Consider the following 16,210-nt stretch of genomic DNA (forward strand, 5'->3'; position numbering starts at 1 on the left):
GCGGGAGGCGAGCGGGCCGTGCTCGCCTCAGGTGTCCCACGCGTCCCCACGCGTCCTCAAGCGGCTCCGGCCGGGCCGGCCCGGGTCGATTCGGGCGCATCGATTCGACCGATGTGCGGATGCGAGTATGAGGAGACGGCTAATATCGTTATTGGCCGTCGGGAGTCAGGAGTTCCGGTATGCCACGCAGACCTGCGAACTGGTTCGCCGAGCGGCCGTAATCCTCCGCAATCGGAATATTGATGGTCGCGCCGATGGCGTGTACGTTCCGGCGCGGGTATTCGTCGGAACACACGTGAGGTGGGTGACGTGGCGCGGCAGCAGGCAGAGATCCGGCGCGAGGAGATTCTCCGGGCCGCTGCGACGGTGGTGGCCCGCAAGGGATTTGCGCGGACCCGGGTCGCCGATGTCGCCGCCGAGCTCGGAATCAGCGCCGGCCTGGTCTTCTACCATTTCGATTCCAAAGAACGGCTGCTCTCCGAAGCATTTGCGCTGGCCTCCGACCGTGACCTCGACGCGATGGACGCCGCGATCGCCGGCCCGGGGCACTACGCCGACCGGCTGCGAAACGTGATGCGGCTCTACCAGAGAATCTCCCCGGAATCGGCCGACCTGGAGGTCTGGTCGAGCAACATCGACGCCTGGGCCGAGGGGCGCTACACCGACGAGATCCGCGAGGTGGTGCGCCGCAACGACGCGCGCTGGCGGCAGGGACTGACGAAGCTGGTCACGGCCGGGGTCGAGGCAGGCGAGTTCTCCTGCCCCGATGCGGAGGAAGCGGCGCTGCGGATCTGCGTGATGCTCGACGGCCTGGCCGTCGCCACGCAGGTGAGGGGCACCCTGTCGAGGGGCCGGGCGAAGGTCTGGGCCGACGAGCACGCGGCCCGCGAGCTGGGTCTGCCGGTGCCGGTTCAGCTGCCACCCGCCCAGCGCTGACCCGTGAGGCACGTCGCGCGAGTGACGTCGAACACGGCAGGATGCGAGGGTGACCAACCCACGGCGGAGCGGAGCGGACGGTTCCGGCAGCTCAGGAGGCTCTGACGGCTCCGGCGGCTCGGAGGGCTCCGGCGTCGAGCGTCCGGGGATCGGTGACGACGATGGTCACGGTCCCGAGGCCGGTCGTGGGGTGGGTCTCGAGGCCGGGTTCGAGCCGGGGGCGGCGGTGCTTGAGGACGCGGGTCCGGGCGCCGGCTCTCGCGTCGGGTCGGGTTCGGGGTCGGGTTCCGGGTCGGGGCCGGGGGCTGGTTCCGGCTCTGGTTCCGGTTCCGAGCGCGGGCCGAGCCTCGGTCGGGGACTGATCGCCGGGCTGGCCACGACCGCCCGGGCGCTGGTGCGGCACACCCACACGGCGGAGTATCCCGACGTCAAGCCGGATCTGCCCCCGCGCAGCCGGGGTGTGATCGCGCTGCTCGCCGAGAACTGCACCAGCTGCATGCTGTGTGCCCGCGAGTGCCCGGACTGGTGCATCTACATCGAGTCCCACAAGGAAGAGGTTCCCGCCGCCGAGCCCGGCGGACGGGCCCGGCAGAAGAACGTCCTCGACCGCTTCGCCATCGACTTCTCGCTGTGCATGTACTGCGGCATCTGTATCGAGGCGTGTCCGTTCGACGCGCTGTTCTGGAGTCCGGAGTTCGAGTACGCCGAGTTCGACATCCGGGACCTGCTGCACGAGAGCGACCGGCTGGAGAGCTGGATGACCAGCGTGCCGCCCCCGCCCCTGCCCGATCCGGGGGCGGTCGAGGCGAAGGAGGTCGGCGTCGCGCGAACGGCGGCCGAGAAGGCGATCGCGGCGTACGAGGCGGCCCAGGTCGAGGCGCGGGAGGCGGAGGCGCGGGAGGCAGAAGCAGCGCGCGCCGAGGCGGAGGTGCGGGAGGCAGAGGCAGCGCGGGGCGAGGCGGAGGTGCGGGAGGCAGAGGCAGCGCGCGCCGAGGCGGAGGCGCGGGAGGCAGAGGCAGCGCGGGGCGAGGCAGAGGCGCGGGAGGCGGAAGCAGCGCGGGCCGAGGCTGAACAGGCGGAGGTTGCGCGGGCAGAAGCCGAGAAGCTCGAGGCCGAGGCGGCACGATCGGAAGCACTCGAAGCTGAGGCAGCTCCAGCGGAATCTGAGGGCCGCGAGGTTGAGGCAGCTCTGGCCGAGGTGCCTGAGCCCGAGGTGACTGAGCCCGAGGTGACTGAGCCGGAGGTGCCTGAGCCCGAGGTGACTGAGCGGGCTGAGGCTGAGCGGGCTGAAGCTGAGCGGGCTGAGGCGCGTCGACGGGAAGAGGCCGACGCCGAACGGGCCCGCAAGACCGAGTGGCTGGCCGCTGATCGGCGGGCCGCCCGCGAGGCGCGGGAGGCGGGTAGTCCGGCGGCCGGGGTGGACGAGGCCGGGTCCGCTGAGCAGGAGACGCCGAAGGCCGCCCCTCCGGCCCGGAAGAAGGCGGCGCCCGGGGCCGGCAGCGCGTCCAAGGCTTCGCCGGGGACGAGAGCGGCGGGGAGTGCTCGGAAGAGGACGTCCGCGAAGAAGGGGGCGCCCGCCGATCAGGGGACGCCCGCCGATCAGACGATGCCCGCGCAGAAGGCGACGCCCGCGCAGAAGGCGCCGCCCGCGAAGAAGACGCCCGCGCAGAAGGCGACGCCTGCGAAGAAAACGACGCCCGCGAAGAAGGAGACGTCCGCGCGGCAGGCGCCGCCCGCTCGCACAGCGGCTGAGCCCGCCGACGTCTACCCGGCCACCGACGACACCGCGGTCATTCCGCCGGTTCCGGATGAGATGAGCGTGGTCGAGGAGACGGCTGTCCTGCCTGCCGTTCCCGAAGACCTTGAGCCCGCCTCCTCACCGGACGAGACCACTTCCATGGCCACGGCCACCCCGACGGACACCGACGAGGCCCAGCTCCGTCTCTGGGACACCGCGGAGACGACGCTGCCCCCAACCGAGCCAACCGAGCCAACCGAGCCAACCAAGCCAACGACACCGCCCGAGGCGACCACGAAGCCCGAGGCGACCACACCGCCCGAGGCGACCGAGACGTCCTCAAGCACCGACGAAACCGCCGTGCTGCCCCCGGTCACCGACGACACCCAGGTTCTCCCCGCCGTCGACGACGAGCCCGGTGACCCGGAGCCGGACGGGGAACCGCGATGAGCGGCCTCGAGGTGATCTTCATCGCCCTGGCCGTGCTGTCCGCCGCGTCCGGACTCCTCGCCGTGACCAGCCCCCGCGTCGTGCACTGCGCCCTCTGGCTCGTCGTCTGCCTCGGGGCCCTGGCCGGCGTCTACCTGGTCCTCGGGGCCGAAGTGGTCGCGCTGGTGCAACTTCTGGTCTACGTCGGTGCGGTCGTCGTGCTGGTGATCTTCGCCCTCATGCTCACCCGGGCCCCGATCGAACGCAGCGACCGCCTCGACGGACCACCCTGGCAGCGGCTCACGGCCTCGGTCGCGGGAATCGCGGTCGGCGGCATCCTGGCGGGGACCCTGATCTACGCCTTACGGGGCACTACCGTCGAGGTCCGTGGCGACCAGGGGGCGGCGCGGCCCATCGGTGAGGCCGTGTTCTCGGGCTGGCTGCTGCCGTTCGAGCTGCTCTCGGTCTTGCTCCTGGCATCACTGGTGGCCGCGATCGCGGTCTCGAGAAGCCGGAACAACGACAACCAGGAGGACGGGCAGGCATGATCCACCTGCTCGGCCCCGCCGTGCTGGCCTGCGTCCTGGCGGGCATCGGCGTCTACGGGATCCTCGCCCGCCGCAACGCCGTCCTCGTCCTGATCGGCGCCGAACTCCTGCTCAACGCCGCCAACGTGCTGCTCGTCGCCGCCTCCGCCCTCCCCGCGGGCGGCCTGGCCGGGCTGGAGCAGAGCGGGCTGGAGCAGAGCCAGAGCTACCAGGACCCCCTGATCCCCGGCCAGGTCATGACCATCTTCGTGATCACCGTGGCCGCCGCCGAGATCGGCGTCGGTCTGGCCGTCGTGCTGCTGCTCTTCCGCGCCCGTCAGACGGTCGAGCTGACCGAGGTCCGCGAACTCGGCGAGGCGTCCCCGAACTACAGGGAGACGCCGTGACCGAGTCCGCCGCCATCCTCACCGTCGTCCTGCCCGTCGCCGCCGCGGTCTTCGGCCTCGTCAGCCACCACCGGGGCTGGGCCACCGACTGGGCCGTGCTCGGATCACTCGGCGCCCTGGCCGCCGCGATCACCGAACTGGTGCTGGTCGGCGGCGACGGACCGGTCCCGGCGTTCGGCTTCCTCGGCCGCGCCCAGCTCGGCAGCACCACCATCGACCTCACCCTGCGCTCCGACGAGCTCTCCGCCGCCGTCGCCGTGCTCGTCGGCCTGGTCGCGTTCTGCGTCCAGCTCTACTCGACCGCCTACCTCCCTGACCGGCCCGAGAACCGTTACCCCGCCTACGCGTCCACCGTCTCGCTGTTCACCGCCGCGATGATGCTCGTGATCCACGCCGGTGACCTCGTGCTCCTGCTCATCGGCTGGGAGATCATGGGCCTGGCCTCGTACCTGCTGGTCGGCCACCACAGCGAACGGGAGAGCGCGAGACGGGCCGCCACGAAGGCCTTCCTGGTCACCCGGGTCGGCGACATCGGCGTCGTGCTGGCCGTGGTGGTGCTGATCGCCGGCGCGGGCACCACGTCGATCGGCGACCTCAACCAGGCGGCCACCGAGAACGAGATCGGCCACGGCACGCTCGTCGCGGCCGGGTCGCTGCTGCTGGCCGGCGCGATCGGCAAGTCCGCCCAGTTCCCGCTGCACATCTGGCTTCCCGACGCGATGGAGGGCCCGACCCCGGTCTCCGCGCTGATCCACGCCGCCACCATGGTCGCCGCCGGGGTCTTCCTGGCCGCCCGGCTGCTGCCGCTCTACCTGACCGTGCCCGGCGTGCTGCAGACCGGAGCCGTCCTGGCCTCGATCAGCATGGTCGGCGCCGCCCTCGCGGCCCTGGCCCAGACCGACCTGAAACGCCTCCTCGCCTACTCCACGATCAGCCAGGTCGCCTACATGCTGGGCGCGGTCTGCGTCGCCTACGGCCGCGACACCGAGGCCGACCCGACGGCGCTCGCCGCCCCGGGCGTCCTTCATCTGCTCTCCCACGGGGCCTTCAAGGCCCTGCTCTTCCTGGCCGCCGGCTGCATCGTGCACGTGGCCGGCTCGACCGCGCTCGCCGACATGGGCGGTCTCTGGCGCACCCACCGCAGCCTGGCCGCGCTGTTCGGCATCGGCCTGCTGGGGCTGGCCGGGATCCCGCCGTTCGGCGGGTTCTGGTCGAAGGAGGCCGTGCTGTCCGCGGCCGACGAGGCCGCTCACGCCGGGGCCTGGGAGGGGTGGACCGTGCTCGTCGCGGGGGTGGCGACGGTCGTGCTGACCGGTCTGTACGCGGGACGGGCCTGGGCGATCGTGGCGATGGGGCGTTCCCCGGTGCCGCCCGTGGTGGGGGACGCGGTGAGCGAGGAGCCGCACGAGACGCCCGCTCCCGGAGGGAAGGCGCCGGTCCCGTTCGCGATGATGCTGCCGCTGTACGTGCTGGCCGTTCCCACCGGGCTCCTCGGTCTGGTGCTGCTGTGGCCCCCGGATCTGCTGCGCGGCGTGGAGATCCAGCCCGGTACCGCGATCACCGGTGCGCTGCTGGCGCTTTCGGGGATCGGCTGGGCGGTCTCGGCTCCTCGCCTGGGGACGCCCGACATCACGCACGCCCTGCCGTCCGGTACCCGGGTGGTCATGCAGAACGCCTTCGGCTTCGACGTCGTGGCCGACGTGCTCGTGGTCCGGCCCACCCTGCGTCTGGCCCGCGCGGTGCAGCGTCTCGAGCAGGACGTGGTGGACGCCTACGTGCGCGGCGTGCACCCGGTCACGGCGGTCGCCGGGGTGGTGCTGCGCCGGGCCCAGACCGGTCTCGCCACCGGTTACGCGGCCTGGGTCTTCGTCGGCGCGGTCGTGGTCGCGGTGGCCGGGATGGTGCTCATATGACCTGGCTCCTGCCCGCCCTCGTGCTGACGCCCCTGGTCGGCTCGGTGCTGCTGCTGGGCCTGCCCCGGCTCGACGGGGTGGTCGCCGCCCGCCTGGGCACCCTGGTCGGGCTGGCCACGCTGGTGCTCGGCGTCCTCGCCACCGTGCAGACCGGGCTCGACGGGTTCGGGCGCACCCAGCTCGAGGTCCGCATCGCGTGGGTGCCCGCCCTCGGTCTCGAGGCACACCTGGGTATGGACGGGGTGAGCGCACCTCTCGTGCTGCTCACCGGGCTGCTCTCGGTGCTGGTCTGCGGGCACCTCGTCCGCAACCGGCCCGACCGGAACCTCCTCGCCTGCGTGCTCGCGGTGACCGGCGGCGCGATCGCCACCTTCACCGCCCTCGACCTGCTGCTCTTCTTCATCGCGTTCGAGACCGTGCTGATCCCGATGTGGTTCGTGATCCGGGTCTGGGGCGACACCTCGCAGCCCGAGCGCCCCGGCCGGCCCGGCGGGGTGCGGGCCCGTGACGACGCGGCGGCCCGCTTCGTGCTCTACACCGCCACCGGCTCGGCCCTGATGCTGCTCGGGATCATCCTGGTGATCGCCCGCGCGGGCACCTCCGACCTGACCGAGCTGATCGCCCGCGGCGGCACCGGCCTGACGTCCACCGAGCAGACCGTGGCCGCCGTGCTGATCGTGCTCGGCCTGGCCGTGAAGACCCCGATGTGGCCGCTGCACACCTGGTTGCCCCCGGCCCACACCATCGCCCCGACCGCCGGATCGGTGCTGCTCGCCGGGATCCTGCTCAAGCTCGGCACCTACGGCCTGGTGCGCGTGGCGGTGCCGGTACTGCCCGCCGGGGTGCAGAACATCGCGCCCTGGCTGGGCGGTTTCGCGGTCGCCGGCATCGTCTGGGCCGGCCTGGTCTGCCTGACCGAGCGCGACCTGAAGCGGCTCGTGGCCCAGTCGTCGGTCGCGCACATGGGCTTCGTACTGCTCGGCGTCGCCTCGATGACCCCGACCGGGCTGCAGGGCGCGCTCTACGCCAACATCGCGCACGGCGTGGTCAGCGCCCTGCTGTTCCTCGTCGTCGGCGCGCTGAAGGACCGCCACCACAGCGCCGACCTGACCGAGCTCGGACCCGGCCTGCGCGACCGGCTGCCCCGCCTGGGCTGGTTCCTCACCCTGGGCGCCGTCGCCGGCCTGGGCCTGCCCGGTCTGGCCGTGTTCTGGGGGGAGCTGCTCGCGATCGCCGGGGCCTGGCAGTCCACGACCCTCGGCCGCCCGTACGCCGTGATCGCCGCCGTCGGCACCGTGATCGCGGCGGCCTACTGGCTGCGGGTGCTCAGGGTGCTCTGGCAGGGCACCCCCGACGACGGCCGCTTCGACGGGCAGCACATCCCGGACGCCACCACCCACGAGACCACCACCGTCATGCCCCTGGTCGTGCTCACCGTCGTCCTCGGCCTGGTGCCCGGCCCGCTCCTGTCCACCACGGCGGGCGTCGTGCGCCTGCTCCTGCCCGGCGGGGGAGTGGTGCCCTGATGCTTTCCCACCTGACCGAGGTCTCCGGACGTCTCACCGGCGTCCCCTCGATCGACCCGGTCGCCCTGCTGCCGGTCGTCGCCCCCGTCGTCGCCCTGCTGCTCGTGCTCCTCATCGACGTCGTCCGACCGGTTCGGCCGCTGCTCGACGTCGTCGCCGTCGCCGGCCTGCTCACCGCCGCCGGAGGCGTCGCCTTCCTGGCCCTGGGCGACGACCGGAGCACGGCCTGCTCCGCCGGCTTCCTCGTCGGCTCCTCACCGCCGCCCACCCCCCTGAACGCCGCCGAACTCGGCTTCGGCTGCTCGTACGTCGTCTCCGACCTCACCCTCACCGTGCAGGCGATCGTGCTCGCCGCCGCCCTCGGCTGCCTGCTGCTCACCCTGAACGGCCCGGGCGCGAAAGACCGCACCGCCCACCACACCCTGCTCCTCGCCACCGTGGCCGGCGCCACCGCGCTGGCCGGGGCCCGCGACCTGGCCACCCTCACCGTCGCCCTGGAGACCGCGACCCTGCCCACCATCGGCCTGATCGCCCTGCGCCGCGACGCCCAGGGAGCCCAGGCCGCCGTCACCATGCTCCTCACCGCCGTCGCCTCGCTCGGCCTGCTCCTGTTCGGCGTGGCCCTGCTCTTCCTGGCCACCGGCTCGCTCTACCTGGAGCGCATCGCGGACGTGCTCGCCACCGGCCCCGACCGGCCCGTGCTGCTCGTCGCGGTGGCCGGCACCGGGCTGGCGCTCGCGGGCATCGGCTTCAAGATCTCGCTGGTCCCCTTCCACCTGTGGACCCCCGACACCTACGCCGGCGCCCCGCTGCCGATCGCCGCGTTCCTGTCCACCGTGTCGAAGACGGCCGGCCTGACCGCCGCGGTGGTGCTGCTGGCCCTCGGCCTGCCCGCGCTGCACGCGGCCTGGGCCCCGCTGGTCGGCGTGCTGGCCGCGGTGACGATGACCGTCGGCAACCTGGTGGCCCTGCGGCAGACAGTGGCCGTGCGCCTGCTCGCCTGGTCGACCGTGGCCCAGGCCGGCTGGGTGGTGCTGCCGCTCGCCGCGGTCGGGCCCTCGCGCGACAGCGTCAGTGAGGCGGTCTCGGCCTCGCTCGGCTACCTGCTGGCCTACGTGGTGGCCGGCCTGGCCGTGTTCTCGGTGGTGGTGCTGGTCGCCCGGCACCACCGCGCCGGTGAGGAGCACACCCTCGAGGCCTACCGGGGTCTGGGCCGCACCGAGCCGGTGGCGAGCGCGGTGCTCGCCTTCGCCCTGTTCTGCCTGGCCGGGCTGCCGCCGGGGGTGATGGGCCTGATCGCGAAGGTCGTGGTCCTGCGCCCGGTGGTGGACGAGGGGCCGGGGTGGGTCGCCGTGGTCGCCGCCCTCAACGTGGCACTGGCCCTGGCCTACTACCTCCGCTGGACCGCCCTGCTCGTGGGAACACCTGAGCAGGCTCCGCCCCGGTGGCGGCTTCGCCCGGCCGAGGGGATCGTGTTGGGGGGCGCCGCGGCAGGTTGTGTCGGTCTGTCCGTGGGAGCTGGGACGATTGCCGGGTTACTCCCGGGTGTTCTCCAATAGGGGCCCGGGAACGTGATCAGGCCGGGCACCGTTGAGTTTCCTGACGGTGCCCAGTGGCATCGATCGTGAGGAGTCAGGGAGCATCGAGATGCACAGTCATTTCAACGGGCTGAAGACCGCCGTTCTGCTGGGTGGCATGTCGGCCTTCTTGATGGTGATCGGCGGGATCTTCGCCGGGCGCGTCGGGTTGATCATTGCTTTCGGCATCTCACTGGCCATCAGCGGGTACCAGTACTGGAACTCCGGCAAGATGGCGATCAGGTCCATGCGGGCGAGGCCGGTCAGCGAGGCCGAGCAGCCCGTGATGTACCGCATCGTGCGTGAGCTGGCCAACGAGGCCCGTCAGCCGATGCCGGCGCTGTACATCTCCCCGACCATGGCGCCCAACGCCTTCGCCACGGGCCGCAATCCCCGCAACGCCGCGGTCTGCTGCACCGAGGGCATTCTGCAGATTCTCGACGAGCGTGAGCTGCGCGGCGTGCTCGGCCATGAGCTGATGCACGTCTACAACCGCGACATCCTCACCGCCTCGATCGCGGGGGCCCTGGCCAGCGCCATCACCTTCATCGCGAACTTCGCGTTCTTCTTCGGCGGCAGCAACGACGAGGAGCGCCCGAACTTCGTCGCGATGATCGCGTTCTCGCTGCTCGGCCCGCTCGCGGCCGGCGTGATCCAGATGGCGATCAGCCGCACCCGCGAGTACGACGCCGACGAAGACGGCGCCAAGCTCACCGGTGACCCGCTCGCGCTGGCCTCGGCCCTGCGCAAGCTCGAGATGGGCACCCGGCAGCTGCCGCTCCCGCCCGAGCGGGAACTGGTCAACGCCAGCCACATGATGATCGCCAACCCGTTCCGCGGTGGCGGTGTGGCCAAGCTGTTCGCGACCCACCCGCCGATGGCCGACCGCATCGCCCGCCTCGAGGCGATGGCCGGCTACCGCCGCTAGGCCCTGCCCTTCCACGACACGAGATCAGCCCCCGGAGCCGTCGCTCGGCTCCGGGGGCTGTGTCGTTCCGGGACTCTCACCCGAGCCGGAGGTGCGGTGAGGCACCGGGGCTCAGCGACGTCCCCAATCAGGTTCTTCGAGCAGCGCCTGCACATCGGCGGGTGACAGAGACTCGGCCTCGAGGCTCTTCTCGGCCAGCCACTCGGACAGCAGCTTGCGGGCGGTGACCCCGTCGCAGCCCAGACGCGCCATGATCACGCCGGTGGCGAGGTCGCTCATCTGCTGGGACTGCACCCGCGACACGGCGTCGCGGGCCGTCCCGGCCTGGTCGTTGAGGTCACGGTCCAGCGCCAGGCACATGGTGAGCGGATCCACGTAGCGCCTGAGCTGCTCGGACTCGGCGCCCTCGGTGATCTCCCCGAGCAGCAACCCGATCATCGTGTTGAGCAGCTCGCGCAGCGGGGTGGAGCTCTGGAGACTCTCCGGTTTCGCGGCATCGGGCCGCGCCGGACGGCCTGTGGTCGTCATGCAGTCGTACTTCCCCATCCATCGCAGGGCGGGACGAACACGCAGGTCCCGCCAGGAAATGGATCTTTACGACTGCTTCACAAAGGTCCGGAAGGATCTTAGCCCGGACGGGGCACTGGTATGTGCAACCAGGGGCACTACGACGCCGCGGACTGCTGATAGACCGTCGTGAAGAGCTCCTTGAACTTCGCCGCGCTGTTCGGGAACGACTGCTGCAGGCTGTGCTGGCCGCCGTCGCCCGAGCTGTAGTCGTACTCGAAGTAGGCCGCGTACGCCACGTTGTTGCCCGTGTCGGTGATGAAGTCGTACATCCGCTGGATGTAGTCCGGGTCGTCGCTGCCGCCGGTGCCGTCGGGCTTGCCCCAGCAACCCCACTCCGGCAGCGTCAGCGGCTTGCCGTGCTCCTTCGCGAACGCCGACCAGAACTGCAGCCCCCGGTCGCCGCCGTAGATCGTCTCGTCCCAGGCCTGCTTCTGGTGCTTCACGAAGCAGGCGCTGTCGCAGTTGTCCGGGTAGGGGTAGGCCTTGCTCGAGGTGTCGTAGGCGTCGACGCCCACGTAGTCGACCACGTCGTCACCGGGGTAGTAGTCGGCCGCGTCGTAGGGGTTCGGGCCGTTGTTGACGTTCCAGTCGAACTCGAACTGCGCCCCGTCCACCGCCCGCATGGTCTCGACGATGTTGCGGTAGAACGACTTCCAGCTCTCCGGGTCGTCCGACGACCAGCGCGACTCGGCCAGGTTGAACTCCCAGCCGATGCGCAGGATCGTGTTCTGCTCGCCGTTGGCCACCAGGTTCTCGGCCAGCGTGCGGAAGTACTGGTTGTACTGGCCCTGGGCGCCGGCGGCGATGGTGGCGGACTCGTCGCCGGTCGGGAGCATCGCCACCGCGTAGACCAGGCGGTAGCCCGAGCCGTTCCACTCGTCCAGCAGGTACTGCGGGTTGGCGATGTTCTCCCAGGTGTCGCGGGCCGAGAAGTCGATCACGTAGCTGACGTCGGCCCCCAGCCACTGCTCGTACTGCGCCACGCCGTCGGCCGAGGTCTTGCCGTAGACGCCGTACCGCGTGCCGGTGGTGGTGCCGGTTCCGCTTCCGGTGGACGCGGTCGGGGTGGGGGCGCTGGTGCTCGTGTCGTCGTCGCCACGGGTGAACGTGAAGGCGATCACGGCGATCAGCGCGAGCGCGATCACGGCGGCGCCGGCGGCGAGCAGCTTCCTGTCCGGGCCCTTGTCCTTCTCGGCCGGTGGCTGCCGCATGCCGGTGCCGGGCGGCAGGGCGCCACCGGTGCTGTCGGGTGCGGTGCTGTTGGGCGCGGTGCTGTTGGGTGCGGTGCTTGAGGACGCGCCGGTCGGGTTCGCGGTCGCGTCACCCGGTGTGGTGGTCGCGTCGTCGTCGGGGCCGGGCGCGGCGTGCCGGCCGCTCGGGGAGGGCCCGGGACGCCGGGCGTCGTCAGAGGGCGTGGCACGCATGGGGTCAGGCCTTTCGCTCGGGGGAGGACACCAGTCGGGAGGACACCATCGTGGGGGACGGCGGGTGTCTCAGCGTCACGAGAATGCCCGCTCCCGGCCGTGAATCCGCTGAGAAATGGGGCGGTTACGGAGGTGCGGATTCGTTCGATCGGGTGCATGCCGATCGGGTCGCGAAGGGGTACTCCCGTAGTCAATTGCTTGACCGTTCAACTAAATACTTTTATCGTCAAGTACATGACGGATCCCTTCGCACCCGGTGCCGCGTTCGACGCGTTCCTCCCCGGGGCCCTGGCCACCAGCCGGGCCCAGCGGGACTGGACCCCGCAGGACGGCGCGCTGCCGGCCCTCTACCTCTCGCACGGTGCCCCGCCGCTGTTCGACGACGGTGAGTGGATGGACCAGCTGCTGGCCTGGGCGCAGAAGATGCCCAAGCCGAAGAGCATCCTGATCATCAGCGCGCACTGGGAGTCGGCGCCGCTGAGCATCACCAGCCCGTTCGCGAACACCCCGCTGGTCTACGACTTCGGCGGCTTCGCACAGCGCTACTTCGAGATGGAGTACGCCACCCCCGACGCCGCCGAGCTGGCCCGCCTGGTCTCGTCGGTGATGCCCGACGTGGAGACGGTGCACCAGCACAACAGCCGCGGCCTCGATCACGGTGCCTGGGTGCCGCTGAAGACCATGTACCCGCTCGGTGACGTGCCGGTGCTGCAGCTCAGCATCCCCACGCACGACCCGGCCAAGCTGATGGACCTGGGCCGCCGCCTGCGCCCGCTGCGCGAGCAGGGCGTGCTGATCATCGGCTCCGGCTTCATGACGCACGGTCTGCCGTTCCTGACCCGCGACGCGATGATGGGCAAGGTGCCGGGCTGGTCGTCCGACTTCGACAGCTGGGCGCAGGAGACCCTGGCCCGCGGCGACGTCGACACCCTGATGAACTACCTCAACCGCGCGCCCGGCCTGCCCTACTCGCACCCCACGGTCGAGCACTTCGTGCCGGCGTTCATCACCCTCGGTGCCGCGACCGACCCCGAGGCGCCGGTGACGACGACCATCGAGGGCTGGATGTGGGGCCTGTCGAAGCGCTCGTTCCAGGTGGCCTGAAAACCGCCGCCCCCGTGGGCGTCTGGGGCGCGCTCGATCAGCGACCCAGGCGCCCGTAGGTCGTGTACTCGGTCGTGCCCTTCTCCTGGGCCTCCACCGACCGCTCCAGCCGGCGGGTCAGCGACGGCGTGAGCGCGACCCGGCCGAACTCGTCGGGGGCCACGAAACGGGCTGCGCGCAGCTCACTCTCCTGCAGCACCAGGCCCGCCACCCCGTCCTCGTCGAGAACGCCGCCGTCGAAGACGAACTGCAGCTGGTCGCCCCACACCCCGTGCCGCGGCACCCAGTCGACGACCAGCAGCCGGCCCGGCTCGCGCCGCAGGCCCAGCTCCTCCTCCAGCTCCCGGCCGCAGCCCAGGCGGGGGTCCTCGTCGGCCTCGACCACGCCGCCGGGCATCACCCAGGTGGGCTTGTAGGTCGCCTCGAGCAGCAGTACGCGGCCCTGCTCGTCGCGGATCAGGGCGGCGGCGGCGACGTTCTTGCGCGGCAGGCGGGAGGCGATCCCGGGATTGAACTCGGCCTCCGGCTCGCCCTCGGTGAACAGGTCGTCGTCGAGGGTGGGCAGGCCGGTCGCGGGGTCACGGGAGGTCACGAGATTCGATCGAACACCCGCGCCGACCAGGTCGGCAAGCCGCGGGGCGGCGTGACCGGCGCCGAGGTGGCGCAGTTCACCCCGCTGATCTCCGGTCGTCGGGTGACACTCGTGCGCCCGGGCCGCAGGGGCGTCACCCGCGGCCGGCGGTGCGTCAAAACAGGAAAGCCCCCGACCGGAGTCGGGGGCTTTCTCTCGCACGTGGCCGGTGCAGGGTTCGAACCTGCGTAGGCTGAGCCGTCTGATTTACAGTCAGATCCCTTTGGCCACTCGGGCAACCGGCCGTGCCACCGTGCGAGCCCTTGAGCTCGTCCGGCGGATGCGAGGATAGCAAGGATCGGGGGTGCTTCGCGCATCCGTATCCCCGCGGTCCGTCCGCGACCGGGTGACAGCCCTCCGGACCCCGTCCGTCAGCCAGCAGTCCGCAAGCAGACAAGGAGCTTCTCTTGGCCAGCGATTCGTCGTTCGACGTCGTCAGCAAGGTCGACCGGCAGGAGGTCGACAACGCCCTCAACCAGGCGGAGAAGGAGATCGCCCAGCGCTACGACTTCAAGGGCACCGGCGCCTCGATCGAGTGGAGCGGTGACGAGAAGGTCGTCATCAAGGCCAACAGCGAAGACCGGGTGAAGGCGGTCCTCGACGTCTTCCAGTCCAAGCTGATCAAGCGCGGCGTCTCGCTGAAGGTGCTCGACTCCTCCGAGCCGAAGGTCTCCGGCAAGGAGTACCGGATGGAGTCCGACATCAAGGAGGGTCTCTCCCAGGAGATCGCCAAGAAGATCGGCAAGATCATCCGGGACGAGGGTCCCAAGGGCGTCAAGACCCAGATCACCGGCGAGGAGATGCGCGTCTCCAGCAAGAACCGTGACGACCTGCAGGAGGTCATCGCGCTGCTCAAGGGGGCCGACATCGACGTGGCCCTGCAGTTCGTGAACTACCGCTGACCTGGTTCCGCCCGACCGTTTCGGCCTGCCCGTCCTGGTCCGGCCGGGACGTGGACGTGAGGACGCCGCTGGAGCCTTCCGGCGGCGTCCTCAGTTTGAGCGGTCATTCGGCCTCTGAACTGCGGATTTCTGTCCGGGGCGAGGATCGGGTAATGTTTACCGGGCCGCCAGGGAAGCAGTAAGCCGCCTGGATGGCAGGCCCCGATAGCTCAGTCGGCAGAGCGTCTCCATGGTAAGGAGAAGGTCTAGGGTTCGATTCCCTATCGGGGCTCTGGTTGGTCTTGTTCAGAGCGAGACCGCGCATGGCGGGGTAGCTCAGTTGGTAGAGCAAACGACTCATAATCGTTGTGTCACGGGTTCAAGTCCCGTCCTCGCTACTCTGATTGTTATCCGCACTGCGTGTTCGATCCGCATCGACAGCGACTCCATTCGAAAGAGGCACAGCCGTGGCCAGCAAAGCCGCCGACGTCCGTCCCAAGATCACCATGGCGTGCGTCGAATGCAAGGAGCGCAACTACATCACCAAGAAGAACCGGCGTAACGACCCGGACCGGATGGAACTGAAGAAGTTCTGCCCGCGCTGCGGCAACCACACCGCTCACCGCGAGACCCGCTAGTCGTTCCGTCGGAAGGCCGTCCCGTTCACGGGGCGGCCCTTCGTCGTGTTTGCACATCCGCATCGCTACGTTCGCCCGACCGGGTGAACCCGTCTGACCAAGGAGGGGCCGATGGGCGTCAACCCGGAGATCGTCGGCAAGACCTACACCGGTGCGCCGGTGTACGAGGTCGGCCGCGAGAAGATCCGTGAGTTCGCCGAGGCCGTCCGGTCGGCCGATCCGGTGCACACCGACCCGGAGGCGGCCCGCGCCCAGGGGTACGCCGACGTCATCGCCCCGCCCACCTTCGCCATCGTCGTCGCCCAGCGCTGCGAGGGTCTGGTGATGGCCGATCCCGACGCCGGCATCGACTACTCGCGCCTGGTGCACGGCGAGCAGCGCTTCACCCACCACCGCCCGATCGTCGCCGGAGACCGCCTCACCTCGGTCGCCCACGTCGACGACGCCCGGGTCATGGCGGGCAACGGGCGGGTCGTCACCCGCGTCGAGATCACCGACGCGGCGGGCGAACCCGTCACCACGGCAGTCTCCATGGTGCTGATCCGGGCGGAGGACGAGAAGTGAAGTTCGGCGAGGTCGCGGCCGGCGACGAACTGCCCCCGGCCGACATCACGGTCACCCGGGCCGATCTGATCCGTTACGCCGGTGCCAGCGGTGACTTCAACGTCATCCACTGGAACGACCGGGTGGCCACCTCGGTCGGCCTGCCCGGGGTGATCGCCCACGGCATGTACACGATGGCGCTCGGCGGCCGGTACGTCAGCGACTGGGCCGGTGGCGCCGGTGCGGTCGTCGAGTACGGGGTGCGGTTCACCAACCTGGTGCCGGTCCCCGACGACGACTCCGGGGCCACGGTCACCTTCAGCGGCAAGGTCACCAAGACCGACGAGGCCGCGAGCACCGTCACCGTCACCCTGACCGCCCTCGCCGGGGGCCAGAAGGTCCTGGGCAAAGCGATCGCCGTCGTCCGGCTGCCCTGAC

The 16,210-nt window shown here is 70.8% G+C and carries 16 protein-coding genes and 3 tRNA genes; 15 read left to right on the forward strand and 4 right to left on the reverse strand.

Going from position 1 to position 16,210, the window contains the following annotated elements; translation table 11 throughout:
* The first annotated feature begins 309 nt into the window (after window positions 1–309).
* The 8 genes from J2S57_RS14470 (at window position 310) to htpX (ending at window position 9,981) form a co-directional block, all read left to right on the forward strand.
* The gene (locus tag J2S57_RS14470) at window positions 310–936 is read left to right on the forward strand and encodes a TetR/AcrR family transcriptional regulator (protein WP_307242854.1); all 627 of its coding nucleotides are present in this window, start codon (window positions 310–312) and stop codon (window positions 934–936) included.
* Between the two features lie 460 nt (window positions 937–1,396).
* On the forward strand, window positions 1,397–3,124 hold the full coding sequence (locus J2S57_RS14475; RefSeq protein ID WP_307242856.1) for a 4Fe-4S binding protein: 1,728 nt from the start codon (window positions 1,397–1,399) through the stop codon (window positions 3,122–3,124).
* A complete protein-coding gene (locus J2S57_RS14480; RefSeq protein WP_307242857.1) occupies window positions 3,121–3,651 on the forward strand; it encodes an NADH-quinone oxidoreductase subunit J family protein in 531 nt (176 codons plus the stop codon). The genes J2S57_RS14475 and J2S57_RS14480 overlap by 4 nt, the downstream gene beginning before the upstream one ends.
* A complete protein-coding gene (gene nuoK / locus J2S57_RS14485; RefSeq protein WP_307242859.1) occupies window positions 3,648–4,037 on the forward strand; it encodes an NADH-quinone oxidoreductase subunit NuoK in 390 nt (129 codons plus the stop codon). The genes J2S57_RS14480 and nuoK overlap by 4 nt, the downstream gene beginning before the upstream one ends.
* Window positions 4,034–5,950, forward strand: a complete 1,917-nt coding sequence (locus J2S57_RS14490) for an NADH-quinone oxidoreductase subunit 5 family protein (protein WP_307242862.1) — start codon at window positions 4,034–4,036, stop codon at window positions 5,948–5,950. The genes nuoK and J2S57_RS14490 overlap by 4 nt, the downstream gene beginning before the upstream one ends.
* Window positions 5,947–7,476: a complex I subunit 4 family protein gene (locus J2S57_RS14495; protein ID WP_307242864.1), complete on the forward strand. Its 1,530-nt coding sequence runs from the start codon at window positions 5,947–5,949 to the stop codon at window positions 7,474–7,476. Before J2S57_RS14490 ends, J2S57_RS14495 begins: the two co-directional genes overlap by 4 nt.
* Entirely contained in the window at window positions 7,476–9,035 is a 1,560-nt protein-coding gene (locus tag J2S57_RS14500) for an NADH-quinone oxidoreductase subunit N (RefSeq protein WP_307242866.1), read from the forward strand. Before J2S57_RS14495 ends, J2S57_RS14500 begins: the two co-directional genes overlap by 1 nt.
* Window positions 9,036–9,123: 88 nt before the next feature.
* Complete coding sequence (htpX, locus tag J2S57_RS14505) at window positions 9,124–9,981, forward strand: zinc metalloprotease HtpX (protein WP_307242868.1); 858 nt, start codon at window positions 9,124–9,126, stop codon at window positions 9,979–9,981.
* A 111-nt stretch (window positions 9,982–10,092) separates the two neighbouring features.
* Here htpX and J2S57_RS14510 read toward each other — a convergent pair whose 3' ends face one another.
* The gene (locus J2S57_RS14510) at window positions 10,093–10,509 is read right to left on the reverse strand and encodes a hypothetical protein (RefSeq protein ID WP_307242870.1); all 417 of its coding nucleotides are present in this window, start codon (window positions 10,507–10,509) and stop codon (window positions 10,093–10,095) included.
* A 137-nt stretch (window positions 10,510–10,646) separates the two neighbouring features.
* Window positions 10,647–11,975 carry a glycosyl hydrolase gene (locus J2S57_RS14515; protein ID WP_307242872.1) on the reverse strand — a complete coding sequence of 443 codons (1,329 nt, stop codon included), beginning with the start codon at window positions 11,973–11,975 and terminating at the stop codon, window positions 10,647–10,649.
* 234 nt (window positions 11,976–12,209) lie between these two features.
* Here J2S57_RS14515 and J2S57_RS14520 point away from each other — a divergent pair, with 234 nt between their 5' ends.
* Window positions 12,210–13,079 (forward strand): dioxygenase family protein, encoded by an 870-nt coding sequence (locus J2S57_RS14520; protein WP_307242874.1) that lies wholly within the window; start codon window positions 12,210–12,212, stop codon window positions 13,077–13,079.
* 37 nt (window positions 13,080–13,116) lie between these two features.
* On the opposite strand, the gene J2S57_RS14525 is transcribed toward J2S57_RS14520, so the two are convergent.
* Complete coding sequence (locus J2S57_RS14525; protein ID WP_307242876.1) at window positions 13,117–13,671, reverse strand: NUDIX domain-containing protein; 555 nt, start codon at window positions 13,669–13,671, stop codon at window positions 13,117–13,119.
* Between the two features lie 202 nt (window positions 13,672–13,873).
* Window positions 13,874–13,955 (reverse strand) — tRNA-Tyr (locus tag J2S57_RS14530).
* 162 nt (window positions 13,956–14,117) lie between these two features.
* Between J2S57_RS14530 and J2S57_RS14535 the strand changes: the two genes are divergently transcribed.
* The 6 genes from J2S57_RS14535 to J2S57_RS14560 all read left to right on the forward strand — a co-directional run bounded on the left by J2S57_RS14535 (window position 14,118) and on the right by J2S57_RS14560 (window position 16,209).
* Window positions 14,118–14,612 carry a YajQ family cyclic di-GMP-binding protein gene (locus J2S57_RS14535; RefSeq protein ID WP_307242879.1) on the forward strand — a complete coding sequence of 165 codons (495 nt, stop codon included), beginning with the start codon at window positions 14,118–14,120 and terminating at the stop codon, window positions 14,610–14,612.
* Window positions 14,613–14,810: 198 nt separating this feature from the next.
* Window positions 14,811–14,883, forward strand: a tRNA-Thr gene (locus J2S57_RS14540).
* Window positions 14,884–14,916: 33 nt separating this feature from the next.
* Window positions 14,917–14,989 (forward strand) — tRNA-Met (locus tag J2S57_RS14545).
* A gap of 69 nt (window positions 14,990–15,058) precedes the next feature.
* Entirely contained in the window at window positions 15,059–15,229 is a 171-nt protein-coding gene (rpmG, locus tag J2S57_RS14550) for a 50S ribosomal protein L33 (protein WP_285616343.1), read from the forward strand.
* Between the two features lie 111 nt (window positions 15,230–15,340).
* Window positions 15,341–15,793 (forward strand): MaoC family dehydratase N-terminal domain-containing protein, encoded by a 453-nt coding sequence (locus J2S57_RS14555; protein WP_307242884.1) that lies wholly within the window; start codon window positions 15,341–15,343, stop codon window positions 15,791–15,793.
* Window positions 15,790–16,209: a MaoC/PaaZ C-terminal domain-containing protein gene (locus tag J2S57_RS14560; RefSeq protein ID WP_307242886.1), complete on the forward strand. Its 420-nt coding sequence runs from the start codon at window positions 15,790–15,792 to the stop codon at window positions 16,207–16,209. The genes J2S57_RS14555 and J2S57_RS14560 overlap by 4 nt, the downstream gene beginning before the upstream one ends.
* Window position 16,210 lies beyond the last annotated feature (1 nt).

The sequence above is a fragment of the Kineosporia succinea genome, assembly GCF_030811555.1.
GTDB lineage: Bacteria > Actinomycetota > Actinomycetes > Actinomycetales > Kineosporiaceae > Kineosporia > Kineosporia succinea.

Bases quoted from the DNA above. Each gene is read 5' to 3' on its own strand.
- J2S57_RS14520 (WP_307242874.1), top strand. From the start codon at position 12,210: ATGACGGATCCCTTCGCACCCGGTGCCGCGTTCGACGCGTTCCTCCCC.
- htpX (WP_307242868.1), top strand. From the start codon at position 9,124: ATGCACAGTCATTTCAACGGGCTGAAGACCGCCGTTCTGCTGGGTGGC.
- J2S57_RS14495 (WP_307242864.1), top strand. From the start codon at position 5,947: ATGACCTGGCTCCTGCCCGCCCTCGTGCTGACGCCCCTGGTCGGCTCG.
- J2S57_RS14500 (WP_307242866.1), top strand. From the start codon at position 7,476: ATGCTTTCCCACCTGACCGAGGTCTCCGGACGTCTCACCGGCGTCCCC.
- J2S57_RS14555 (WP_307242884.1), top strand. From the start codon at position 15,341: ATGGGCGTCAACCCGGAGATCGTCGGCAAGACCTACACCGGTGCGCCG.
- J2S57_RS14510 (WP_307242870.1), bottom strand. From the start codon at position 10,509: ATGACGACCACAGGCCGTCCGGCGCGGCCCGATGCCGCGAAACCGGAG.
- J2S57_RS14515 (WP_307242872.1), bottom strand. From the start codon at position 11,975: ATGCGTGCCACGCCCTCTGACGACGCCCGGCGTCCCGGGCCCTCCCCG.
- J2S57_RS14480 (WP_307242857.1), top strand. From the start codon at position 3,121: ATGAGCGGCCTCGAGGTGATCTTCATCGCCCTGGCCGTGCTGTCCGCC.
- nuoK (WP_307242859.1), top strand. From the start codon at position 3,648: ATGATCCACCTGCTCGGCCCCGCCGTGCTGGCCTGCGTCCTGGCGGGC.